Source organism: Lentimicrobium sp. L6, from assembly GCF_013166655.1.
Taxonomy (GTDB): domain Bacteria; phylum Bacteroidota; class Bacteroidia; order Bacteroidales; family UBA12170; genus UBA12170.
On record NZ_JABKCA010000009.1, the window covers coordinates 1 to 26,963 of the forward strand.

Sequence of the window (26,963 nt, forward strand, 5' to 3'; positions counted from 1 at the left end):
CCATTGAGAGTGCTCAAGTCGGTGAAATCTACTGGTGTGCCAAGGGCCACTTCTGTATTACTGAAGTTTGATATAGGATGAGGGTTGATAAAGATAGTTTTGCTAAATGTTTCTTCGCAACCATTCTTAATAGCAGATAATTCTATCAATTGGTTTCCTGAACTTGTAAAACTATGGCTCACTACTTGTCCAACTCCTGTTTGTCCATCCTCAAAACTCCATGACCATGAATCAGGATTTAATATAGGATTTATTACATTTGCACTTAATAAAGCTTCAGAGTTATCGCATAAATTGTTAGAGATAAAGTCTAATTGGAAATCTGGAGTGATATAATAAGTTTGTTCACTTGTATCTTGGCAATTTCTGGAATCAGTGATGATTAATTGAATGGTTTTATCTCCATCTGTAGTATAATCATTACTTGGGTTCTGAGATGTTGAAACATGACCATCGCCAAAGTTCCATGACCAATTTGTTAAAGGTTGATCTACTCCAGTGCTTAGGTCTAAGAACTGAGTAGTTTCTCCAAAACAAAGTGAGTTTACATTAAAATCGGCAACTGGGCTTTGGGCAATATTGACTGTTTCGGTTAGAATATTTTTACATCCTTTTAAATCTTCTACTTCTAAAGTAATGGTAAAGTCACCAGAACTGCCATACTCATGCTTTGGATTCTGAAGGGTAGATGTGTTTTCAACTCCAGAACTGGCTTCTCCAAAATTCCAATTCCATTGGTGAATGGTGGCATCGCCATTGGTGCTAATATCAAAGAATTCTGTGAGGTTCTCTATACATGCACTATTATTATTAAAATTGGCAATAGGGTTCTCCCAAACATCAACATCTTGTGATATGGTATTTGAACAACCATAATTGTCTACAATTGTATATTCCACGGTGAACTGACCGCCATTAGAATATAAATGTTGTGGGGATGCTGAAACAGCTACATTTCCATCTCCAAAATCCCAAGACCAAGCAGCAATTGGTGCATCTCCGAGGGTTTCGGTACTTGTGAATAAGACATTATCGCCTTCACAAGGAGTAGTGAAGTTATAGCTTGCAATAGGGTTGTTATAAACGGTAACTTCTTTTACTATTGTATCATCACCATAGGCTTTGGCAACCAATTGAACTTCGTAAATTCCAGGCCCAGAGAAAGTGTGACTTGGGTTTTTAGTGGTGCTAGCATTATTGACACCGCTGGCTGGGTCCCCAAAATCCCACCACCAATTGGTGATGCTTCCATTTAATGTTGAACTTTCATCAGTAAATTGTACAAGATCACCATCGCAGCTGGCTCCCCAAGAATAATCAACTACAGGTGGAGCATAGACGTCAAGAGTTTGGTTGAAATTACTCAAACAGCCATTGGCATCTTCTAAGGATAGATTTACTGTATAGCTTCCTAATTGGTAGAAGTTATGACTAGGGTTTTGAAGGTTTGAAGTATTGTCAGGGCCACTTGTAGGGTCATTGAAATCCCAAGTCCATGTGCTTAAAGAGCCTCCTCCATTGGTATAGCTAAGGTCTGAGAAATCAACAGGATCATTTTGTGCGACTTCAGAATTACTAAACTCAGCAGTAGGAGCAGGGTTTACATTAAATGATTTTGTGATGGTTTCTTCACATCCATTTTTACTTGCATTCAGAATAACATCATGTGATCCAGCACCATTGAAGAGATATGAAGTACTTTGGCCGGTGGCAGTTTGCCCATTATCAAAACTCCATGACCAATCGTTTGGAGTAACTACGGATCCGATAACTTCGCCATTTAATGTGGAAGCAATATTGTCACAGAGCCCCAAATCAGTAATGTCAAGACTAAAGTCGGGTGTGATACTGATGGTATTGGTGATGCTTGTACTACATAGCCACTCATCAATAACTGTTAGTTCAATATTTTGATCTCCAGAATTGGTGAATATATGATTGGCAGATTCAGTTGTATAGACTCCTCCATCACCCATATCCCATGAATAACCAGAGAAATTTCCAATAGAAGTACTGGTATTATTAAAACTGATGTCTACTCCTTCGCAATAGGGAGCCTGTGGACTAAAACTAGCAATAGGGAGTGGATTGATATTGATATTTTGAGTACTTGAATTTACACAGTTGTTTTCATCTGTTACAGAAAGATTGATTGAATAATTTCCTATTGAAGAATAGGTGATACTAGGATTGGTTTCTGTTGAGGTGTTTCCATCACCGAAATCCCATGACCATGAAGTGATAGCTACTCCATCACCAGTGCTTTGGTCGCTTAGGTTAATAGGAGAGTTTAGGCAAAGCCCTTCCGATAAGAAACTAGAAGTTGGTAGTTCGTAAACTTCAACTTCAACTGTTTTACCAGCTTCACAAGTACCAAACGTACCAATTAAGTCTACTGTAAATGTTCCTGAATTAGAGAAGTTGTAATTGGTGATTTTACCATGTGTTTCGCTACCATCAGGGAACACCCATTTATAATCGTCGATAGGAAGAAAATCAGGAATGGGATCACCTTCAAAACTAGCCATTTCTCCTGCGCATAAAGGGCTGGTGGTGATTCCAACTTCAAATGTGGGACTAACAATGATATTATCTTGATTTAATTCATGTGAACAGCCATTGATATCGGTAACTGTTAAAGTGATTTCATAAATTCCAGCGACTGGATAAATATAAGTAAGATCTTCATCAGTAGAAAAATCACCATTATTAAAATCCCATAGGTAGGAATCTATTGTGCTTCCTGTAGATGGCAATGAATTATTGGTGAGTTCTACCACATTGGATTGACAAGGGTTAAGATATTCAAAAGCAGATTCGGGTCTTGGCCATACCTCAATATCAGTATTAATAATATTGGAACATCCATTATTAGTTTCCACTTCAAGAATCACATTAAATGTACCCTCAGAAGGGAAGTTGTATAAAACCTCATTTGTATTAAAAGATTGACTATCAAATTGCCATGAATAGGAATCAATGCTACTAATGGGACTAGTAGAGGTGCTAGTTAGTTTGGTTTCAACGCCAAAACAATTTTCATCCATTGTGAAATTGGCTGTTGGATTATCAAAAACTTCAATGGCTTGTATGATGTTGTCAGAGCAACCATTGGTGGTTGTTGTTGTTAAACTGATATCATAGTTTCCATAATTTGAATAGGATGGGCTTGGCGATTCTTCAGTTGAAGATGTTCCATCACCAAAATCCCAACTCCATTCATCAATGGCATCCACAAGAGAAGAGGAATTATTAATAATTGAAATGGCTTCTTCCTGACAAACATTGGATACTGTAAAATCAGCGATGGGGCTTGTGTGAACTGTGATAACTATACTTTGGGCAGGAGAGTTTCCGCAATTAATACTTTCGCTTCTGGCAAAATACTCTGATGTTTCAGTTGGAGCTGTTATCGTCAGTGTTTTGGAATTACCAATAGCGGTGCCATTAAGGTCTCCTTTATACCATATGTATTGGTCATCAATACCTTCTACTGTGAGTGTTATTTCATCTGGAATTTCATTGCTACAATATTCCGTTTGATCTGCACTGATATCAGTTGGAGGGTTTGCTGCTGGGAACACCTCTATGGTTTCTGTATGAGTATCTTCACAAGAGGCATTAGTTGAAGCTGTAAGTGAAACCGTAAATGTTCCTGTTTGTGTATAGATATGACTTGGGTTTTTAACGAAGGATGTTCCTCCATCGCCAAAATTCCAATCCCATGTTTTTGCAACTGAAGAAGAAGAATTAGTGAATGTTTGACTTACCCCTTGGCAAGTATTGGCAGCAGAAAACTGGGCCACTGGGCTAGGGTTAATGGTAACTGTTGTCATTAAAGTTGCAGAGTTGCCACAATCAGTGCCGCTTTCACTTCTAACGTAATATTTTGTTGTAGCATTAGGTGGGTTGATGGAAATGGTTTTATTATTGCCAATTGGTGAGCCTGATGTATTATTTGCATACCAAAAATAATGATCGGCATCATCAAGTCCTGTGCAGGAAAGGCTAATTTGACTTGGTGTTTCAGCAGAGCAAAATTCCATTGATGGTGTGATGCTTAATGGTGGTTTGGGAGAGGCGCCGATATTAATATCTTGCTGATGTGTTGTGCTACAAGTTCCGTTAGATACTTGCAAAGAAATGGTGTAAGTACCGCTTTGGGTATAAGTATAGCTTGGGTTTTGAAGGGTTGAAGAGTTTCCGTTACCAAAATTCCAATTCCAAGAAGTTATTGGAACACCATTGTTGTTGGATTCATCGGTGAAAGAGATGTTTACACCGTCACAAACATCTAAAGTTTCAAAATAGGATTCTGGACTTGGATCTACATGTACCGTGATGCTTTTTTCGTTGGAATTGCCACAGCTGGTTTCGCTTCGTACTAGATAGGTGGTTGTTTCGGTAGGTGCGGGAATCGTTAATATTTTACTATTTCCGATACTTGTGCCTGTATAATCATTGGCATACCAGAAATAGGTATCATCCGGGCCTGTACACTCCAAAGTTAAATCGGTGGGAGCTTCTGCACTACAATAGGTGATTTGACTTGCACTGATGCTTATAGGATCTTGAGGGCCAGATATGATTTCTATGGTTTGGTAATCTATATTATCGCAGCCATTGGCATCGGTATAGGTGTAATTAACATTATAGACACCCAAAGCAATACTTGAGTTAAACCAACCCAAACCGTTTATATTTGTTCCAGCATAAGTTCCACCGGAGGGGCTACCTTGATCAATATAGGCAATCCCAGTATTTTGACACACAGGAGGAACAGCATCAAATACTACATTGGGCAAATCATTAATGGTGATACTTGAGCTGGCTGAATTTGAACAACCCTGAGGGTCTTCATAAAAATAATCTATAGTATGACTCCCGACCCCATATGTGGCTGGGTTAAATGTTGTTTCAGGATTTCCATTATATGAGTATATTCCATTAGGAGGTGCCCCTCCTGATAAGTTTATGGTTGAAGCATCCACACATAGGGCAGGAATTCCAGGAGAATAAGTAACCACGGGAGTGGCATATCTATTGACAGTAATGGTTTTGTCGGCAGCACAATCACTGGCATCTATTATTTCATAATGTATATTTGTTATCCCACCTGCAGGGATTAAGCTGGGGTCTAAGGTATAATTCCCTCCGATTTCGCTTACTCCTAGTCCTGTAAATACTCCTCCTGCAGGACTAGCTTTGTCATTTAAAGAAATTAGACCTGTTTCCACTTCACAAAAATTATCTATATCAAGAGAAATGCTGGTTTCGTCTTTAACAATTAAAGTGGCAGTTCTGGTGGTAGGGCATTCGAAGAAATTTTCTACAGTAACACTAATTTCTCCACTAGCAGAATATTCACCAGATGTAGTAGTTGTAGAGCCATCATTCCAATCGGTGGTCCAAAAGGCAGGAATTCCTTGAGCTTTAAACTGAATGCTTTCTCCATAACAAATTTCATAGGTACTTTGTTGGTTACCATCCAGATCTGTTATGTCAAAGTCGGTTCCTTCAATAAAGATTACATTGGTATTATAGGTAGCGGTTACATCATCTAGGGTTACTTCTAAGAAATACAGACCTCCCATGTTAGCTAACATATTAGGGATGGTTGGGTTTTGTTCATTAGAGCTATATCCATTTGGTCCCGTCCAATGATAGGAGGCCCCTTCAACTGTTTCGGCCGTTAATTCTAAAGTTTCTCCAGTACATAAAGGGCCATTATTCTCTGCTTGGGTATTGATGATGGTTTCGTCTGTTTCGCCTTCTCCTCCGATTTTTTCAAAAGAAATGTTACAAGGATCATTTGAGTAATTTGTTATCACTAAAATATAATACTCACCCACAATACCATTTGGAATTACACAAGTTTCTATTGGGCCTGGGGAAAAGCTACAGTCAACAAATTTATCACTGGTTAACTCTGCTGTACATGGAGTATGAGGATCGTTAAAAGGACCCCATAAATTAAAATCAATATCGTTACCCTCATTTGAATTTGTCCCATCATTAGTCATTTGGATGATAATATCACCAGCCACGCTAATTCTCATATAATACCAGGCGGGATTTCTAACCCACCCTAGACAATCATAATTAGGGCCATCTTCACCATCTGGAGTATTAACTCCTGCAGGAAATGTAGCAGTTGTTGAAGTAGAAAATGGTTGGGATAAATAGCAAGAATCCCCTTGTGCATTTGTTGTCTTTAACAAAAAAAATAAAATAAAAAGAATACTAAAAGCAATAAGTATTTGCTTGGATAGCTTAAACGAAAAAATGGTTGCCCCCCGCATATTGTGATTGTTGGTTTGTGTACTGGTTTTACAATTTTATCAACAGTAAATTGTGAACGCTAAAGTAAATAAAATACTGTTAATAAGGTAATAATCATCAAGACCAAGAGAAAATGCAAATGGTTGTCTGATTTTAAAAAGTCGGAGCACTACATATAATGCAAATAGTAGCTAATACGTGGATTTACGGATTTTTAGGTATGGAAATTTTTATAAAGTTTTTTATGAAAAAAGCGGATTTCGATAATACGAAATCCGCTTTTGAAGAATAGTATTTGGTCCTATTTTAAACCTTGTAAAAAAAAAACTAGTTGATGACTATTTTTTTGGTTGTTATTTTATTTTGCAATTTAATTTTTGCCAAGTATATCCCTTTTGGAAGTTGTGAACTGTATTCTGAATTTCCATCCCAATTGATTTGGTTTTGGCCTTCTCTTATTTGCGATGAAATTGATTTTACTTGTTGTCCTGAACTGTTGTAAATATAGATTTCTAGATTAGAATCCTCGGTTGAAGTAATATTGAAATTCATATTTTCTGAGAATGGGTTTGGTGAAATTGATATTTCGGAATTTGAAATACTCTCATTTAGTGCCGCATTGGCTGATTTTGTTTCCTTATTTGAAACACATGGGTTTGCTGCGAACTCTGTATTCCCATATATTCCCATATTCACTCTTGAATTATTTCCATTTGATGGTTCATTATCATATGGAGAAGAAGGGTTTCCAGCATCAATACAAGGGCTACACTCATTAGATAACAATGGTGTACCAAAAGAAGAAAATGAATTTGTTTGAAGATGAAAATCATTATTCGAAGCATTCACAAAGAAAGGATCTGTGTTTATATTTTCGGTTCCTGGGAATGTAACAAGTGGATCATTATTTAATAATTGAACATCTGAATATTTTACTGTATATTCCTCTTGTGAACCATGAAGTTGCTCCGTTGCTGTTGGATTCCAAAAAATCGAGTTTTTTATGATACATTCCTCATCTTTGAAATCGTCATTCCAAATTGCATTGCCATTACCGTTTTTCCCAATATTATTATAGAATGTACAGTGGTCTAATTCAAATTTACAAGTGCTATTGATTATTGCTCCACCAAAACCATCAGCAATGTTATTTGCAAAGATAGTATGGTTAATTTTAATATTGTTTAATGGAAGTTGACTTATATCATTATCTCCCCACAAACGGAGTGCTCCACCTCCATCTTCACTATAATTATGTTCAAATTTACAATTTGAAATCAATACATTACTTCTGTAAATTCTTAATCCTGCTCCTATTCCATGGTAATTATTGTAGTTGATAATAGAGTTTTGGATTGTTAAATTGCTAGCACTGTGACAACCTATACCAGTAGTATAATTATTAGTAATTTTACAATTATTGATGAACAAATTTGCTCCAAAAAAGCGTATGCTTCCTGCGTCCTGATTAAATCTGCAAGCATCGCTAATAGTTAAACCATCAATAAGAGGTGTTGAATTATCATTATAAATACTTACAACACTATAGCAATTGTCTAAATGAGAATTTTGGTTATCAATATTCCCACTTAGGATTGTTTCATTGGCATATTGGTTTCTTTCATCAATACTGATTTCGTCACCATAAAAACCTCCATAAATAGCTATTGATTTATCTAGTCTAAATGTATTTCTTCTTGGATCCTCCATTAATTCGCCTATTGGAATTTGATTTGATTTGATCTGAGAGAATATTTCTGGTTCAAATAAGTCCAAGTGTTTCAAAAAATCTTCTTTGTTTTTTGAATACTGAGTACTTGGCTTGTATGTACCAGCAGCGATCCAAATTTGATCACCATCTTCTGCTTCATCTAGGGCTGACTGTAAATTGTCATAGGCTGAAAGCCAACCATCACCATCTTGATATTCAGGGTCTATACCAACATCCCAATTGACATGAATTACATCACATTCTGATATAACTGTTTCATAAGCTCCCATATCAACAGCAGAACAAATAATTCTATCATTACCATCTAGGTCAAATTCTGGTAGGTTTTCTACATAGTTATTTCCGGTGTTTAAAGATGGAGAATTCCCAGCAAGATGATAATCCATTGTTAACTGTGGGTCATCATCTATATTCCCAATACCTTCATAATCACCTTTTATATTAGAGTAGGTAATGTCAATATTATCTGGGTTATTTGAACCAATTTGTGGGTTCGAATCTGAACCCCATAATATTGAATTTGTTATTTTTACAGGTACTGATGGGTTATCTGAATTTATAAACATGCTATTAACATTGGCACCAGTGTTATTAAAAAAAGTACAATTGTTAACTCTGTTTTTCTTTTCATATGCCCAATAGATTCTTACATATAATCCCCCTCCATCTTGTTCTGATTCGTTTCCAACAAATAGACAATTTTCTATTCGTGCTGAGCCATGAGATGAAACAGCACCTCCTGGTCCTGTTGCTTCATTACTGTAAAATTTGCAATTTGAAACAATATATTGTGGGTAAATTTCACTTCCTGTAATTGTTGCATTTAAATCAATTGCACCACCCCATCCAATTTTTCCTGTACCAGGGTATTTGCATTTATTACCTGTAAATGTGCAATTATCTATTGTAATGGGGTTGTTTTCAGTAAGGGTAATACTGTATGCATGAATAGCCCCACCATTACCTCTAGAACTATTGTTAGTAAAGGTCGAATTTGAAATGTTTGCTTTGGATTCTTTATAAATACTAATAGCTCCACCAATGTATTCTGAATTATTATCTTCAAAAATACAATTGTTAATATTAGCATAACTAACACCATTGACTTGAATTGCGGCTCCCCAATATTCACATTTATTATTTGTGAAATAAACTTGATTTATGTAAACCGAGGACTCATTATCCATAATTATAGCTCCCCCATTCGGAATAGTTTCATTATCGATTCTTTTGGCAAAACCATCTCTAATTGTTAATCCATCAATAATCACATTCTCAGCATTATCAACTGATACTACATGATATGAGTTTAAGTTTGTATTAATCTGTCCACTGAAGATAGTTAGTGTTGGGTCAGGGGTTCTTTGGTAGGCATAGTTTTCATTTCCAATAAATCCACCTAATAACTGTACCCCTGTTATCATATTAAAACTATCTAAAGGGTCATTACTATCAATAGTTAATCCATTGTTACTTCTTAAATCAGGATAATAAGTTCCTTGAACTACCCAAATTTCATCACCACTCACTGCAGCATCTAGCGCATCTTGTAAGTGTTTGTAAGCAGTGGGCCACGAGTTGCCATCACCAATAGCTGTTAAATTACTATTAACATAAATAATACCAGCATGCCCCGAAAAGGAAGCAAATGCCATTAGAATCGAAATAAATAAGAATCTTTTGATAATTGAATGTTTCATGTTTTTATTTTAAGAAATTAATAAATATTAAATACATAGCAATATTAGAGAATTGATACGTATGTAATTGAAACAAAAATAGGAGATTAGTGTTTAATTATTAACAAGTGTTGATAACCGTTATATGAACTTTGTGTTTGACTTGATTTTATTGAGAAAACAAAAAACGGATTCTTTGGAGTAAGAATCCGCTTTTTGATGGGTTTGTTTTGTCGTATTTTGCTTGTTATGTTTTTTTGTTTGCCCCTTCCCCTAAAGGGAGCAAAAAAACCAGAGTCTGCTATATTAGAATTTGAATTTTAGATATTCTTCAGCACATCCAAAGTCAAATCCCAAAACATCTTCACCGTGTCAATTTTTATTCTTTCGTCGGGGGAGTGGGCTCCTTTAATGGTTGGACCAAATGAAATCATATCCATTTTAGGATATACTTCGCCAATTAATCCACATTCTAATCCTGCATGTATGGCCAAAACCTTTGGTTTTTTGCCAAATAGCTTTTCGTAAGATGCTGAAGTTTGAGCCAATACTTTGGATTTGGTATTTGGAGTCCAGCCAGGATATCCATCGCCATGCGCTACGTAAGCTCCTATATTTCTGAAATTGGCAGCTACCATATTGGCAATATCATCTTTCGCCGATTCTACACTAGAACGTTGGCTGGTGGTGATATAGGCAGTGTTGTCATTCATAGTAATAGAAGCCAAATTGGTAGAGGTTTCTACAAAATTAGCTATGCTCTGTGACCATGCAATAACGCCATGAGGACAAGCATAAAGTGAATTGAGGATGGCATTTTGATATTCTGCTTGCAATACCTCTGCTTTGTCTTCTGAAGTGGTAAATGTGATGTTTAGATTTTCTTCTGTGATGGCATATTCAGCTTTTATATCACTAGCTAATTTGGTAAAGAAAGTTTCGAAGTTTTCTTTTTGATCTAAAGGAATACAAGCGGTGGCAAAACCCTCACGAGCAATGGCATTTCTTAGATTTCCTGCTTTGAAATTGGCTAATCGTAACCCATGCTTATTGGTGGCTTCCCATAAAATTCGGTTCATGATCTTTACTGCATTTCCCAATCCTTTTTGAATCTCGTCGCCGCTATGTCCACCATTGAGCCCATTTACAGTCAGCTCGTAAAACTGAACTTCTCCTTCTACAGCCTCTGTCTCATATTCTATTTCAACTAAGGTGTCGATTCCTCCGGCACAGCCGATATATAATTCACCTTCATCCTCAGAATCTAGGTTGAGCAAAATCTCACTCTTCACAAATCCTGGTTTTAATCCAAAGGCACCTGTAAGTCCTGTTTCTTCATCTACTGTGAAAAGACACTCTATGGGTCCGTGTTCAATATTATCAGAAGCTAAAATCGCCATTTGTGCTGCTACTCCAATCCCATCATCGGCACCTAAAGTAGTTCCTGTGGCTTTTACCCATTCACCATCAATTCTAGGGATAATGGCATCTTCATCAAAATTAAATTCCACATCGGAGTTTTTCTCACACACCATGTCAATATGGCTTTGTAAAACTACAGAAGGTTTGTTTTCCATTCCTTTGGTGGCTCCTTTTCTAATCAGGATATTTCCGATTTCATCTTGTAGGGTTTCTAGGTTGTATTGGACTCCAAACTCTTTCAGGAAAGCAATTATTTTTTCTTCTTTTTTACTCGGGCGTGGCACTTTACAAATGTCATCAAAGAATTCCCATAGTATTTTTGGTTCAAAATTTCTGATATTATCACTCATAATTTATGTTTTAAAATGTGTGTTTTTCACTTTGTTTAGCAAAGATGATTTCTGCTCCATAATGCTTCATCTTCATGATTTCCTTCTCTATTAATGGAAGGCTATTGTTTTCTTTTGAATAATTAGGCTTTAGGTGGGTGATGAAAATTTTTATTCCTATTAAGGCCTGTTCTTTTTCTTTCGGATTAACCAAAGAAGCTAATTTCTCTAGCTCTCCTTCTAATAGAGAAGGTTTTAGATGACCATATAGCTGCTGGTCTTTCTGCGCATTAGGAAAAGAAACTTCAATGAATATAGCTTTCAATTTTTTCTTTTGAATAAGCGGAGTGATTTCTTTAAAAATCTTCTCTAGTTTGTTTTCTCCTTCAATAATATCGCCTCCAGTATCGCCAAAGTATAAAGCATATGCATTTTTATTCTTCACCAAAAAAGCGGAAGAGGTATTGGGGCAAGAATGGCAAAGGTCGAAGCTTTTTAATTCTAATTGATTATTTGGGATTTGATACCATTCCTTATTATTCATTCTGTTGAGTTCCCATTTGCCTATGGCCCCTTTTCCTTCTGTAGTAAAATTGGCCCAAAGAGGGGAGAGGAAGATATAATTCATCAATTCATCTCCGGTTTTTGGAGAACAGAATATCTTTTTGTTATTATCAAAAGGAGCAGCAATGAGCATTCCAGTAATATGGTCGAGATGAGTATGGCTAATGGCATAGGCATCAATATTATTGTGGAGTATGTGAGCGGGAAGTTCTTCTTGATGATTTGAATGTTCTAAATGATCAAAATGACCTGCTTTGGCTGCTAAATTTAAACCATGCATTAAGGTTCCGGCATCGAGACAAAGGTATTTATCGCTGTTTTTTGCGGCAATTAAATAGGCTGATAGATTGCTCTCATCAGTTCCTCCACCACTTCCAAGGACTATTAATTCAAAGTTATCTTGTGATTTGCCATTCATGAACAGCAAAGTTAGTAAAATGATACAGATCGTTTTCATATTCATAATTATTCCATTCTTTCAGGTATAAACCTAAGGGTAGGGGTGAGCATTCCTATAAATGATATATAGACTAATTGTATGGTGAAGTCCCTATTATTAAATCCTATTAATAATAAAATAGAGATGCTGAGAATTACAGGGATGTATATATACAGTATTTTGATAAAAAACTGGGGAAGAACACTCGTATAGAAAGCTCTTTGAGGAGCGAATGCAATTAACTTTTTTCCAGCTGAGAAACCAATCATCCATATCATAAATACCGAAAATATTCCTAAAGGAATTTCAATGTATTTAGGTATGTAGAGCCATCCCAGTACGTAGCCAAATCCCCTGTCCGTAAATATTCCGGCAACAAATGTTCCAAAGAAAAGAATGAAAGCTGTTAAGTTAAGCCATAAATATAATAAGGCTTTAAAGGAGCTTTTATCTTTGGTTTTATTGTGCAAGCTATTAAATACCATAGCAACTACAAAAACTAAAAAAGGTCCAATAATATAAACACTCATCACACTGGAATAGGTCCATAGTGGCGATGGGTCAGGGATATTGAATATGATTCTGCCATCTTGCCAAAGCGCTGGAATATGAAAAAATCGAGCAATACCATATTTAGCTCCTTGAATTAATAGGTAGTTAAGGCTAAATGCCAGAAGGATGGTGAAAGTGGAAGCAAACATGTTCTCTAATTCACGACTTTTGTTCCATGGTAGGATTTTCCAAGTGTCCTTCATATGTAAATATTCATCCTTAAAGCTGAAAACTCTTTTGTCTTGATCTAAATCGAAGCTTAACGATTTTCTAATCTTTCTACTTAAGAATTTGCTTTCCTTGGCCTCCTCTTGGTTTTCTTTATACATAAGGTATAATCTCACAAAGAAATTGGGCCTCTTTTCTTTATGGAGAGATTCTTTGATTTTTCTTTCCCTTCTGATGTCGTCCATGAAATCAGCAATTGGAGCCAATAGGAAAATGAGTGTTTTCTCTCCCAAGCTAGGTTTGTATTTACTCTTTTGTGATTTTTTCCATTCACGTTCTTCTTGCCAATTTTTATACTTTTTCCTTATTTTATATCTGATGCCAGATTTTTTTCTGCGTCGCTTTTTCTTTTGTTCTTTAGGAAAAGAATCAATGTCAATCTTTTGTGGGAATGCTAATTTGTTTTCTTCACTCATCGTTTGATAGCTAAATACTTTGACAAATATAAGAAATACTGTTGATAGGTAATTAAAAAATTGATGTTGAAAACTTGTATTTTTGTATACTTTTGTCGGCACAACATGCGTTAACTTTGGAGAAAGTAGTATTTAATGGGGTTTACTAAGTTTATATTTTATATTGTTACATTTTTATTTATCGCCTTTCCTATTGGGATAGGGACCACCGAGGCTGTAGAGTTAGCTCCCGAATACATTGAAAAAGAACCTCAATACCTAAATAGAGAAGAGCTTCATCATGTTGACAGTGTGCTGCATAGGAGGTTGGAAATAAATGGTTTTAGAGGAACTGCTTTGGTCGCTTATAAAGGTCAGATATTGATGACCTACGCCAATGGATATAGTAATTATAGAACCAAGGATAAGATAGAGGTAGCATCTAGCTTTCAGTTGGCATCGGTGAGCAAGTCATTTACAGCAACCGCTGTTATGCTACTTAAAGACCAAGGGAAGCTTTCTTTTCAAGATACAGTAACAAAATTTATACCTGAATTTCCTTATGAAGATATTACTGTGAAGCAGCTTTTGCAACATACTGCAGGACTTCAGAATTATATGTATTTGGTAGATAATTATTGGGATAATGATAGCTTAATTAGTAATGAGGATATTTTAAACCTTTTGATTAAGCATGACCTTCCTTTGAATAATCGGCCAGGTAGGAAGTTTATTTATTCTAATACAGGATATGCCATTTTAGCCCTTTTAGTTGAGCGTGTGAGTGGGCAAGATTTTAATGAATTTTTAGCCGAAGAGGTTTTTAAACCAGCAAAGATGAATCATACTTTTACTTATAGCCATGATATTATGGATACCCTAGGAAATAGAGTAATGGGCTATAATAGAAAGGGGAGGAGGCTTTATCGTTATGATTTTGAACCTAACGATATGGTTTTGGGCGATAAATCGGTTTATTCAAATGTGGTAGATTTGTTTAATTATCAACGCGCATTAAATGATGGCCAATTGGTAAAATCAGAAACTCTAGAGGAGGCTTATACTAAAGGTAAAACCAATTCAAGATATTCTCGATCCTTCAATTACGGCTATGGATGGCGATTTAAAAATGATAATGGACGTAACCTGATATACCATAATGGTTTATGGCATGGTTTTTCCACTACTTTAACTCGTGAAATAGACCATGATATCACAGTTGTGCTGTTGAATAATACAACCGCTTCCATTTCATCTATTCGAAATGATTTGATTAATCTTTCCATCTCAGAGCTCTCCAAATTCGATCTTCAACCCGATGAAATCGACCCCATTGAGCCTAAAAGACTGCAGGCATTAGATATATAATATCATTTGGAATAATTCTCTTCATAGTTTTTTTTCATATTCCTTTATAGACAATATTTTATTTTTATCTTTGTTTCCAATAAACGAATCAAATTGAAATACAATAAATAAGCTACCTATGGAAGATAAGATGAATAATATTATTCTGGTACCAGTAGATTTTTCAGAAGCTACAGATAATGCAAGTAATCAGGCTGCTGAAGCCGCCGCTTCTATTAATTATGAAGTAAGATTACTTCATGTTATCGATAAAAATACCAAAGCATTTTTAAAGCAAGAGAATTTACAAGCTGAAAGCATTGATATTAGAATGCAAGCTATTGCCAATGAATTGAATGCGAAATTTGGTGTTACAGTAAGCTTTTTAACTAAAGAAGGCGATATTTTTACCACCATTGCTGATGTTGCCAGAGAAATTGGAGCCAACCTTGTTTATTTAGGAACTCATGGTAAAGTAGGTATTCAGAAGTTGACCGGTAGTTTTGCTTTAAAAGTGATTACCAGCTCTCCTGTCCCTGTAGTTGTGGTTCAAAAACGTAAATTCGAAAAAGGATTTAGTAAAATTGTTCTACCAATTACCAGCGATGCCGGACCATGGGAGAAAACAAAATGGGCCACGTTTATTGCTAAAGAATTTAAAGCTTCCATTGAAATTTATCAAATAGAAGGTGAAGCCATAGAAGCTGCTGTGCAGACCATGACAAAGCATTTTGAAGAAGAAGGTGTGAAATATTCAGTGAATGTGGCTCCTAAGAGTGGCGATTTCTCACAGAAAGTAATTGATTATGCTACTTCTATCAACTCAGATTTAATCATGATTATGACTAATCCTGATACTAATTGGACTAATTATCTTTTAGGTTCTTATGATGAAGATATGATTTTCAATACCTCTCAAATTCCAACCATGTGTATCAATCCTAGAAAATTTAACTGGGAAAAGATAGTACAGTACTAAGGTTAATATTTAAATAAAAAATATAGGGGGCGTTTTATTCGGCCCCTTTTTTCTATATGATAGATTTCTCTCGCGCCAAGCAATATATACTCAATGAATTGGGTTCAGATCTCAGTAAGGATTTTTTATATCACGATTTAGCCCATACCTTAGACGTTGTTCAAGCAGCGGTTAATTATGGTAAAATGCATGGCTTAGCGGAGCATGAATTAACCTTGTTGAAAACAGCAGCATTATACCACGATGTGGGATTGATAGATGTTTTTGATGGCCATGAAGATAGGAGTATAGAGATAGTAAGAAAAGTATTGCCTGGGTTTGGTTATTCTTCTGAAGATGTCGAAATGGTGGCTAATATGATTCAAGCTACTAAATTGCCACAATCACCAAAAACTGTTTTAGAGGAGTTTTTATGTGATGCTGATTTAGATTATTTAGGTCGTGATGATTTCTTTATTTTGGCTTCCAAGTTGCAATTAGAATGGAGGAGGTTAGGAGTTAAAGATATTGCTTTTGATGAATGGATAGGCTTCGAAAAAGGATTTCTAAAGTCACATCAGTATTTTTCAAGAGAAGCACGAGAACTTAGGGATGCTGGGAAGTTAGATAATTTAGAGCAATTGAAAAATATTTGCAAGAAAAATTTAGAGTAGTGTTCTACTATTCTCGCCCTGTGCACTAGCCTATAAATATTGCTTAAAGCAGCAGTATTCAATATATATGTAAAAATGGGTATGAAAAGGTTTAAGCTTTTTCCCATTCATTAGTTTCATGATTAAATTTCTTAATCACTCTTGCTGGGTTTCCTACAGCAACACTGTATGGTGGAATATCTTTAGTAACCACACTGCCTGCGCCCACCTGACATCTTTTACCAATGGTAACTCCTGCTACAATCACTGAATTGGCTCCAATATGAGCATCCTCTTCAATGGTGATTCCTCTCACATCTAAATCTTGAGTTGAAGAGTTTTGGGTCCCATCTTTATAGCCATGATTAAAGCCAGCCATAAAAACATGTTGACCAGTTCCAGAGCCACTTTTCATGGTGACAGGTCCAATGATAACTGTTCCAATACCAACTCGGCATCTATCACCAATAATCACATCTCCTGACCCGTTATTGACAGTGGTAAAGCTTTCCACCGTAGAGTAGGCTCCAACATCAAACTTATTATAAGGCATCACATCGATTCTTGATTGTCGTCTTCTGATTAAGGCATGTTTGCCTTTTTTATGAAAGAAAGGATTCACAAATAATCGAATCCACAACCTAGGCCGAGGACGACGAGGAGGATGAATCATCCACATCACCAATCTTTTTAATCTGGGGTCAGATTTTAGTTTTTCTTTTAGTCCCATAGTCTTATCATTTAAAGGTCTTTCCAGCCATTTTCAAAAGCAGTTACATATTTGAATATCTCTTTTACATTATTTTCCCAAGAGTGACTTGTGCCACAAGATATGCGCTCCTTTTGTAGTTCTTTAGAATCCTCATTTAAGGCTTTGTCAATGACGGCGACCCATTCTTCATGAGTAGAAGCCAAATAGGTATGGTCTTTAAAATAATCCATGGCTTTAGTTGCGGAGCCAATGGTTGGTTTTCCCATGGCCAAATATTCATCTATTTTTCTAGGGTAGTTTCCAATGGTAGCATCATTAATCAACTGAGGGTTCATGGCTATATCAAAAGCTTTAATATAGGATGGAAGCTGGCTACTATCGCGGCTTCCCAAGAAATGCACATTCTCTAATTTATGTAATTCTGAAGCTTCAAATTTCTCATCTTCCGGCCCTACTAAAACGATACTCCACTTTGGCCTTTTTTTGGCCATAAAGACTAATAAATCAATATCTAATCTTCTACTCGATAAGAAACCAACATATCCTATTACAGGACTTTTAAATTCTTTCATATCCTCAGGAATAGGAATACTTCCATCTGCATCTCTAAAAAGACTCACGTCGCAGCCTTGTCCAACCATATAACTATGCTTGTTAAACTGGCGGCCATATTCTGCATAGAGGGTAGAGTTGTTCACAACCACATCCGCTTTTTCAACCAATTTAGGCTCAATCCTTAAACCATGCTTCCTCCAATAGGGATTCTTGGTGAGGTAATCCCGCATATAATAAACGTAGGTTTTGGGCTTCAAAAGCTCTTTTTGATGTAAGCCTGTAAACATGTTGCTATCATTAAAGATGATAAAGTCTTTAAATCCAAGATGGTCTATAGCTTCTTGAATATCTGCAGCAAATTTTCTATTGTTCCTTTTATTGATAAAGTCGTAAAGTTTGCCATCAGGAAGCCAATTGATGGATTCTATCATACGGTGTGGATATAAGTTCCACATGTTGGTAGAAAGTTGTACTAGATTATCTTCTTTTCCTTCACAAATTCGGATTCTTTTTTGAGTTCTTTCATCCGAGGCTTTGTTTTTTTTCGTGTTTCTGTCTAAAGGAGAATTTACATAAAGTACTCGGTTGTACTTTGACATTTCCTCAGCAATATTTTTACAATTGCTACCGATTTCAATGTCCCAAGGTTGAATCCCTATGACAATAATGTCTCGTCCAATCATTTTATTTTTTTTGGTTCTTAATATTTTTAATATTTGTTCCGGTACTCGTATGCTTAGTATGTAAGAATTTTTGGTTGGCTCCTCTAACTTTCAATAATGATAAAAACATGAGGAAAAATCCTTTTGGTAGTGAAATAATCGCTTTTAAAGTTTGTTTATTATAGAATTTCCTAGGTACAGAAATCACAAAAGTGATAAATACCAAAGCAAATAGTTTGATCCAAAGTATGGCCATTGGGTGGGGGTAGAAAAACAGAGAGATGAAGAATATTATTCCCATGAATCCTAATAAGAGAATACGGGGAGGCAAGAAAGTATGAAAGGCCTTATTAAAGAAGTCTATGTTTCCTTTAGTGATTAATGCCAAGAAAGATTTAAAGAAAAATCTTTTGAAGTAAACGATTTGAGCGCTAAGCCACCTTCTTCTTTGGTTTTGAAAAACTTCGGCTTTTTGCACTTTCTCATCATAGCAATAGGCATCTTCTATATATTCAATGGTAATGCCGTCTCTACACATCTTTAAATCTATTTCTTTATCAAAACCACCAATGGCATGTACTTCACTCATCATCTTCTTAAAAAAGGTGTATTCAAAAGCCATTCCAGAACCGATGATGGCACTGGAAACGCCCATGATTCTGGAGCCTTTTCTAAAGATGTGGTTATTTATATCCTCACTTACGGCATCGAGAATGGCGAAGTTCGAATCTGTATTCTTTGCAACTCTATGTCCTTGTACTGCTTTAAATCCAGCTCTGAAAGCTTCATCCATTTTAGTAATGAAATCTTCTTCCATAAGGTTGTCGGCATCTAGAATTAAAGCCACATCGTAGTCGTCGCCTAAAACTTCCATGGTTTTGTTCAGAGCTTTTGACTTTGTGCTTTTATCGAAAGATACTTCGATCACTTTGATGGGTAGCTTTTTTAAGGCAACAATGGTTTCTGGTTGATAGGAATCACAAATAGCTATTACATCGTATAATTCTTTAGGATAATCTTGATGTAGCGCATCCTCACAAACTTCTACAATAACTTCATCCTCTTTATAACCAGGAATCATAACAGCATATTTACGCTTTTTATCATCAATGGGTTTGGGTTTTTTATATTTAAATAAACCTGCCAAAGCAAAGATGAAGATATACAAGGTTGTGATGAGTAGATAGACGAAAAATACCCATTGGATGATGTTTAATATTGTTAAGATAATGTCCATAGCCGTATTATTTTGATTCTTCTAAGCGAGGGCTTAGTTTTATTTTCTTATCAAATAGGTGTGCTAGATGCCATAATACCCCCTTATTATAGGCTCTAATATATTTCGGATTTCCTTTGATAGCAATCATCAACGAGTTTTTTGGTACTGCCACGAAAAGCTGGTACAAGATAGCTAAAAAATAAGTCATACCAGAAAAATTTCGTCTTAAATATAGAATTCTATTTCGAGTCATATAATAAGCTCGTAAAGGGCTCACTCTTCCTCCAGTAGAAATAGATTCCTTGTGATATATTAATGAATTATGAACGTAATATATTTTATATCCAGCGTCTTTGATTCTATGTGCCCAATCCAGTTCTTCATAATAGAGGAAAAAGATATCAGCCATCAGTCCAACTTTATTTATGGCTTCCATGGATACCATCATTGCGGCGCCATGTCCATAGCTAGCTTCACAATCCTCTTCATATTGTCCTACATCCTTTTCTCCAAAACCTTTAGCTCCTCCCCGTTGTGTGATGGGGTTAATAGGTTCGTATCCCACATACTGCAAGGTGTCGGGTGAATGGAAAAATCTAATTTTTGGACCAACAATTCCAATACTTGGATCGCTCTCCATTTTGGCTACTAATGGTTCTAAGAAGTCTGGTTCCACTTCTGTATCATTATTTAGCATCAAAATATACTTCCCTTTAGCCACATTGATTCCTAAATTATTTCCGCCAGCAAAGCCCAAATTTTCTTTACTTTCAATATAGATAATTTCAGGGCATTCTTCTTTTACTTGTTTCGGATTTTCGTCGGGGCTTGCATTGTCAACAATGATGATTTCTATATTGGGATAGGTGATTTTTCTCAATGATTTAACCATTTCAATAGTCACGTCTGCATGACCATATTGCACAGAAACAATGCTTACAAGAGGAAGGTTATTTTGTGAATTGTTCGAATTCTCCATTAGATTAGATTTAATTGTTTCTAATTATAAAAATAGTAAAAATTAGAGCCAAATCAAAGTTTTGTTTAAATATTTCAGAATTTGGACAAAATAAAATTGATATCATGAAATGAGTTGGATCAAAAAAAGCGGCCGTAAGCCGCTTCATTATTCTTTGTTAAAATTCATTTTAAGGAAATTCAACGCCATTATACGCTGAAATATTTACAGTGGAAATGGCTGAATTATACTTTTTATTGATGGCCTGTATAAAGTAATTGCTGACCATGGCATTCCCACGAGGGGAAAGGTGAATTCCATCTAAGCTGAATACACCACCTGATACAAAATCAGCATTTAGGTTGATTCCATCAACAGTAATTCCATCTTTAACTTCATTAAAAATACTGTTAACATCTACCAAGGCCCAATCGTATTGTTCGGCTGTGTTTTTAATTACTGTGTTGTAGGAATTTATTGTTGTGGCTACCAAATGCATTTCATCAGCATCTAAAACATATTTATTTGGAATGCCGAAAGGCAAAGGTAGAGCAATTCCATCAACAGCCATGAAGCTTCCCATTCCCATGGCTAAACTATCTTGTGGTGTTCTTAATGTTAAAAGTTCACTGGCAGTCATTTGTCTGAACTGAACTCTTTGCATCAATAGCTTGTTAAGTGGGTCAGTAGTTGTATCAGCAATAGCATCAAGGAGGTCTCCGTATATAAAGTTATTGTCTTCGATAAGAAAGAGGTTGGCTCCAGGTTTAAATTCGATATTATAGGAAAATTCAGGTAAGCCAGCCTGTGAGAGGATAGCGTTCATTTGCCCCTCGATAAAACTCAATCCTAGATTCATTTGGGCAGCAGTAGTTGCATCAATTTCCAAGGCATTATTGGGGACGGTATTAAAATAGGCTGCACTAGTTATTTCTGGAATATTAGCTAAAACACCTTTAGCTCCTGTTGAAGCTAAGGTTTGGGCTAAAGCACCATAATAATTAGTGAAGTCTGCAAGAGGAGTGATAAAATCACCGGCTCCACCAGAGCTGGCATACCCTAGAACATCATTATTTCCTATCCATAAAGAAAAGAAAGTGGGGTTCATTGCGAGAGCTTGTTCAATAACAGTGGTATTTGGTGTTGTGGCAAAACGGATATAATAAGGATTAGCTAAGCCAGCTGCTAAATTCTCTATGTTTCCATAACCTGGGGCTAAGAGATGACTCACTTTAGCACCTGGAACACCAAGGTTATTAACTGTATAATTTAAGGGTGGAAAGAAAGCTTCTAAGTCACCATCTTCGGCAGGAACTGGAGCTAGACTTCCATTTACCACTGCTAATTTGAGTTTCCCCGGTAAAATACCTTGTTCACTCATAACAGCTGGTTGAACAAATTCTCCACCACCAACTTCTTTAAATTGAGTAGCCAATAAATTAGTCCACGATTGCTCTTGTGCTCTGCGGTATAAAGCGCCATCGGCATAACCTGCCGTTAGTGAATTTCCTAGTGCCACATAATTTGAAAAGTCTGCTTTTCCGGCACTGGGTTCAAATCCATCGTTAATTTCTGGCTTACAAGACAATAGGCCTAAGGCTATTGCAGCCAAGAATATATATTTATTTTTCATCTTCATTCCTTTCCTTAAAAGTTATAATTGATTCCAATACCAAATATGGAAGCTGCTGTTTTGTATCTGCCTTCAAAATTATCGGGCTCATACATTTTTACGCTTTCTTTTCCATGAGTTCCTAGGTAAGTTAAATCGACACTAAGGTTCTTATAGGCCATGATGCTGAGGCCAAAAGTATAGGCCCAAGTATCGAGGCTTACGGTTTCTGGAGTAAAATATTTTTCGTTGGTAGGAGTAGGGTCGAAATATCCACCAGCTCTAAAAATAAACATGTTGTTAAGTTTATATTCTAGACCCAATCTAGGAATCAAAGTATTAGAGTATTCTCTAGTGTTGATATTGTTAAGTATATCTCCATCTTCTTCAAATGTGAAGCTAAGTTCTTTATAGCTTCCCCAAAATACATAGTTTATTTCCAAGGCTGCCAAAAATTTCTCTGTCACTTGATAACTGATTCCAAAGTCTAAATTAGCTGGCAGAGGAAGTTCTGCACTAAATTTATTATTGGGAGCCACTATGGATTCTAGGCTCTCTGGAATACGGAAAATGGCTGTTCCTCCATCCACTTTCATGGTAATTTGACTGCGGTAGGCGATACCGATATTCAATTTTTGAGTGGCATGATAATAGACTCCAATATTAAAACCGGCACCAAAATCACTACCTTTTAATCTTGTATATGACTGTTCGCTATAGGGTAAAGCTTTTTGCAGATCTACATTTCCTTGTACTAAGACCAATCCCGCTCCAATACCAAGCTTATCGTTGATTTTATAAGAAAGGGTTGGTTGAATATAGAAAGCTTGTAAAGAGATTTCTTGGATTAAGTTTTTACCTGCCCAATCTTTATCCCATTTGGCTGAGGATCCATAAGGGGTGTAAAATCCAACTCCTAGAGTTAATTTGTCGCTTAATTTTGCAGCACCATAAAGGTAAGCTGGAGTGCTTAAGGGATTATCGGTTTCCGCGGTGTAGCTAGAGGTGGTAGATTGATAAATCACATTACTATTGATGAAATTGGCGCCTACTTGGAAGCTGTATTCTGTTTTCATCATGGACAGGGCTCCAGGATTATAGAAAATACTACTGGCTCCAAAATTTGTTGAAGTTCCAATCAGGCCCATTCCTGTTTGTTTTTGTCCTTGCAATCGAACTTGATATCCTCCTGCGAATAAAGATATACTCATTCCTATCAGAAAGATACTGATGATTATTATATTTCTCATAAATTGATGTATTTGTTACTGCAAAGGTAACATTCTAAATTTCAGCGTGAAATTGTGATTTCTTAGTAATTAGTTAAAAATAAAAAGGGTGTTACATTTAACTGCAACACCCTTATTATTATTATTATTTATGACTTAGATTTCTATTGAATCTGCTCCAAAAGAATTTCTACAGCTTTCTCCAATTGCTCGTCTTTCCCATTCGCTCGCGAATCGGGTTTTATATCAACGATGATATCTGGAGTAGCAGGAACCAACTCCATATTGGCATCACTTTCTTTTACATACCATCCCCTAAATGGCAATCTGATATAGCCACCATCAATTAAGCCTTTACCTCCAGTTGAGATAACTGCACCAAATGTTGGTGTTCCAACTAAAGTACCAAGGTTATTGCTTTTATAGGCATGTGAAAAGATTTCTGCATTGGAATACGAGTTCTGATTACATAATGCAATACTTGGCTTAGTCCAGCTGGCAAAAGGAAGTCTTTCACCAAATGCATAATGCTCTCTGAAGTTTTTATGCTCTTTTTCTAGATCTTTTGTAGCGCCTCTAGGTACTGTGTAAGCATGTTGTTTCACCGTTAAAACAGCCATTAAGTAGTCTGTAGTCCATCCACCACCATTATATCTAACATCAATTAATATACCTTTTTTACCATATCCTGCAGCCATTAAATCTCTTTCGAAAAGCTCGAAACTGGGCCAACCCATGGCTTTAATATGGAGATATCCTAATTCACCATTGGACAATTCGTCCACTAAATTTCTATTGAATTCTACCCAATCATTATATTTCTCGGTGTTTAGGTCTGATGTTGGACGGATGACGATTTCTTTATCATTGCCCTCTCTATCTACATTAAGAATAGTGGCTTGGTTGGTTTTGTTGGCAAGTATTTCATAAAGATTAGATTCCTCAGAAAGTTCTTCTTGGTTGATGGCTGTGATGATATCACCTGGCATTAATTGGCTTTCTTCTTTATCTGCAGGGCTTCCTTTGAGGATTCTGTCAATTTGAATTCCATTATTATTAGAGCTGAATTCTATACCTAATAAAGCAGCACTTTCCGCTTTTTTCTCTTTGCTTCTAGGTCCATATAAGCCCATATGGCTGGCATTAATTTCACCCAACATCCAATTGAATATTTCTCTGAAATCCTCATCGGTGCTAGCACTTAAAGCTATGGATTGGTAAATGTCTTTTATTTGATTCCAATCTCTTCTGTGGAATTTAGGGTCGTAGAAACCTTGGTTGATGGCTTTCCATCCTTGTTCAAAAACTTGTGCTCTCTGGGCTTGTAAATCTACATCCACAACTGCTTTAACAGGAATGTTTTCCATCTTATCACCTGTGAGTTTTAGTCTCCCTGGTTTTCCTCCTTTATTCAATAAATAAAGATATTTGCCATCTGGACTTAATTGCATTCCTCTTCCAGCCTTCCCTTTTTGGGTAATGGCTTTCACTTCTTTTTTGTCCCAACGGATTTTGTAAAGGTCGGTTTTGCCATCTTCATTGCTATTAGAGGTGAAATAGATGAAATCACTATCTTCAGAAAATATAGGGCTTCCTTCGTTTCCAGGAAGAGAGGTTAATTGAAACAATCGATTATAAATTTGATCGAAATCTATTTTTACTTCTACTTTATCTTCGTCTTTTTTCTTATCATCGTCTTCAGAATCCTCTAATTTCCATTCTGTCATGGTTTTTTCATAGTCTTTCTTTTGCAACCAAACATACCAAATATCATAATTGCCATAGTTTCTGATGGAGGAGAAGGCTAGCTTTTTACCATCAGGACTCCAAGACGGACTGGCATCTGTTCTGGGGTGCATACTCACATTTACTGGGGCCATGCTGTTGTCAGCTTTGTGAATGTAAATTTCTCTATTAAAATCCAAGTCAGATTTTGAATAAGCTAAGTATTGATCGTCAGGACTCCAGCAAACTCCTGAAGGCTCTGCCCAAGTATCTAGTAGTGTAATTTCGTTTTTGGTCGATCCCTTTTCATTGATGTCGGCTACAACTAATTGGCCATCTCCGATAAGGTAGGCTACTTTGGTCTTTTCATTAGATAGAACGAGTTTATTTATGTCTTCCTCAGCTGAGATGACTTTCTTAATTTCGTGCTTCAAAGATTTAAATAAGTTTACTTCTTTTTCATCAGAGGATGCTAAAGAGAAAACTTCATTTACACCATTTCTATTGCTGATAAATAGTAAGCAAGTATCATTTAACCATACAGGATCAGAATTAATAAATGAATCGTTGCTTAATGTTTTGGTGAAGTTGTCTTTATCTTTGGCTTGTGTGATAAAGATATTTCCTTTGATACTGGATGCTAAATATTTTCCATTTGGAGATACTTGATAAGCATTTACTTCGCCAGTAAATGTTTCGTGTTTAATATTGTTTTTTCTGTTTTCAAAATCCATTTTCAAATTTAAAGCCATGGCTTTAGTGGAATTGCTTTCTTGCAGATAAATATGGTTTCCGCTTTCCAATGCCAATAATTTTTTCTCTGGTGCATAAGAGAAGTAGCGTAAACCAAAGTCTTTAAATGAAGTTTTGGTTTCTATTTTCATTGTTGGAAGGAAAATGTGGTTGAGTTGGTAAATCTGAGCTCCGTTGCTACTGATGTAGAATAAGCTTTCGTCATTTTCCCAAATAGGATAAAACTCATTATAGTTCTCTGCGGTGATTTGAGTATAGCTCTTGTCTTTTTTATTGAAAATCCAAATGTCTCTGTTAGCAGATCCTTGATAAGCCTGACGAGCTATTCTGCAACTACCTCTTACAAAAGCTACTTGTTTACCATCTGGAGATTCAATAGCATTACTTCCTAATGCTTCCATCAGTTTTGTTGGATTTCCTCCTTCTGGTGAAACATAGAATATTTCTTGATCTCTTTCTACCTGAGCTGAAATTCTTCTAGTCTCGAATACAATTCTATCGGCTATAGCCCAAGAATTTACTTTATCATTTGAAGGGTGAAATGTCAAACGTTTTAATCCGGAGCCATTTTTGTTGATGACGAAGACATCCTCCGAGCCATATCTATTAGATGAGAAGGCAATTTGATTACCATCAGGAGACCATGTTGGATAAGCGTCGTAGGCTTCGTGGATACTAATCCTGACGGGGATTTCATTTTTTAAATTCATTACCCAGATATCACCTTGATAGGTGAACGCTATGTTTTCGCCACTGGGATCTAAAGCGGGAAAGCGAAGTAAGCTGCTTTGGGCAAAGGTAAAAGTTGTAATAAAAAGTAATGCTAATAATGACCATTTCTTCATGATAAGAAAGATTAAATTTTTGAATTGATTTTTGCGGCTTATTCCGGCTTATGATCATCAAATGAGCTCAAAGCTATTTCATGATATATTTGGTTTTACAGGAAATCTCATTT

15 protein-coding genes are annotated in these 26,963 nt (G+C 36.1%); 3 read left to right on the forward strand and 12 right to left on the reverse strand.

Annotation, left to right across the window (positions count from 1 at the left end; genetic code table 11):
- From HNS38_RS03505 to HNS38_RS03525, 5 genes are all read right to left on the reverse strand, one after another.
- Window positions 1–6,221 (reverse strand): PKD domain-containing protein (locus HNS38_RS03505; protein ID WP_172345982.1); only part of this gene is annotated, 6,221 nt, incomplete at its 3' end.
- A 388-nt stretch (window positions 6,222–6,609) separates the two neighbouring features.
- Window positions 6,610–9,714: a right-handed parallel beta-helix repeat-containing protein gene (locus HNS38_RS03510; RefSeq protein ID WP_172281675.1), complete on the reverse strand. Its 3,105-nt coding sequence runs from the start codon at window positions 9,712–9,714 to the stop codon at window positions 6,610–6,612.
- 299 nt (window positions 9,715–10,013) lie between these two features.
- Entirely contained in the window at window positions 10,014–11,465 is a 1,452-nt protein-coding gene (locus HNS38_RS03515; protein ID WP_172281677.1) for an aminoacyl-histidine dipeptidase, read from the reverse strand.
- Between the two features lie 10 nt (window positions 11,466–11,475).
- Window positions 11,476–12,426, reverse strand: coding sequence for an MBL fold metallo-hydrolase (locus HNS38_RS03520; protein WP_172281679.1), 951 nt, complete (start codon window positions 12,424–12,426; stop codon window positions 11,476–11,478).
- Between the two features lie 47 nt (window positions 12,427–12,473).
- Window positions 12,474–13,643 carry a hypothetical protein gene (locus tag HNS38_RS03525; RefSeq protein ID WP_172281681.1) on the reverse strand — a complete coding sequence of 390 codons (1,170 nt, stop codon included), beginning with the start codon at window positions 13,641–13,643 and terminating at the stop codon, window positions 12,474–12,476.
- A 135-nt stretch (window positions 13,644–13,778) separates the two neighbouring features.
- Here HNS38_RS03525 and HNS38_RS03530 point away from each other — a divergent pair, with 135 nt between their 5' ends.
- The 3 genes from HNS38_RS03530 (at window position 13,779) to HNS38_RS03540 (ending at window position 16,601) form a co-directional block, all read left to right on the forward strand.
- Window positions 13,779–14,990, forward strand: a complete 1,212-nt coding sequence (locus HNS38_RS03530) for a serine hydrolase (protein WP_172281683.1) — start codon at window positions 13,779–13,781, stop codon at window positions 14,988–14,990.
- Between the two features lie 118 nt (window positions 14,991–15,108).
- Window positions 15,109–15,948: a universal stress protein gene (locus tag HNS38_RS03535; RefSeq protein WP_172281685.1), complete on the forward strand. Its 840-nt coding sequence runs from the start codon at window positions 15,109–15,111 to the stop codon at window positions 15,946–15,948.
- 56 nt (window positions 15,949–16,004) lie between these two features.
- On the forward strand, window positions 16,005–16,601 hold the full coding sequence (locus tag HNS38_RS03540) for an HD domain-containing protein (protein ID WP_172281687.1): 597 nt from the start codon (window positions 16,005–16,007) through the stop codon (window positions 16,599–16,601).
- A gap of 91 nt (window positions 16,602–16,692) precedes the next feature.
- Here HNS38_RS03540 and HNS38_RS03545 read toward each other — a convergent pair whose 3' ends face one another.
- The 7 genes from HNS38_RS03545 to HNS38_RS03575 all read right to left on the reverse strand — a co-directional run bounded on the left by HNS38_RS03545 (window position 16,693) and on the right by HNS38_RS03575 (window position 26,850).
- Window positions 16,693–17,310: a DapH/DapD/GlmU-related protein gene (locus HNS38_RS03545; RefSeq protein WP_172281689.1), complete on the reverse strand. Its 618-nt coding sequence runs from the start codon at window positions 17,308–17,310 to the stop codon at window positions 16,693–16,695.
- An 11-nt stretch (window positions 17,311–17,321) separates the two neighbouring features.
- A complete protein-coding gene (locus tag HNS38_RS03550; protein ID WP_172281691.1) occupies window positions 17,322–18,530 on the reverse strand; it encodes a glycosyltransferase in 1,209 nt (402 codons plus the stop codon).
- Window position 18,531: 1 nt separating this feature from the next.
- On the reverse strand, window positions 18,532–19,746 hold the full coding sequence (locus HNS38_RS03555) for a glycosyltransferase family 2 protein (RefSeq protein WP_216663628.1): 1,215 nt from the start codon (window positions 19,744–19,746) through the stop codon (window positions 18,532–18,534).
- A gap of 7 nt (window positions 19,747–19,753) precedes the next feature.
- Entirely contained in the window at window positions 19,754–20,707 is a 954-nt protein-coding gene (locus HNS38_RS03560; RefSeq protein ID WP_172281693.1) for a glycosyltransferase family 2 protein, read from the reverse strand.
- Between the two features lie 169 nt (window positions 20,708–20,876).
- Window positions 20,877–22,319: a G-D-S-L family lipolytic protein gene (locus HNS38_RS03565; RefSeq protein WP_172281695.1), complete on the reverse strand. Its 1,443-nt coding sequence runs from the start codon at window positions 22,317–22,319 to the stop codon at window positions 20,877–20,879.
- Window positions 22,320–22,333: 14 nt separating this feature from the next.
- Window positions 22,334–23,548: an OmpP1/FadL family transporter gene (locus tag HNS38_RS03570; RefSeq protein WP_172281697.1), complete on the reverse strand. Its 1,215-nt coding sequence runs from the start codon at window positions 23,546–23,548 to the stop codon at window positions 22,334–22,336.
- A gap of 143 nt (window positions 23,549–23,691) precedes the next feature.
- Window positions 23,692–26,850: a S41 family peptidase gene (locus tag HNS38_RS03575; RefSeq protein ID WP_172281699.1), complete on the reverse strand. Its 3,159-nt coding sequence runs from the start codon at window positions 26,848–26,850 to the stop codon at window positions 23,692–23,694.
- Window positions 26,851–26,963 lie beyond the last annotated feature (113 nt).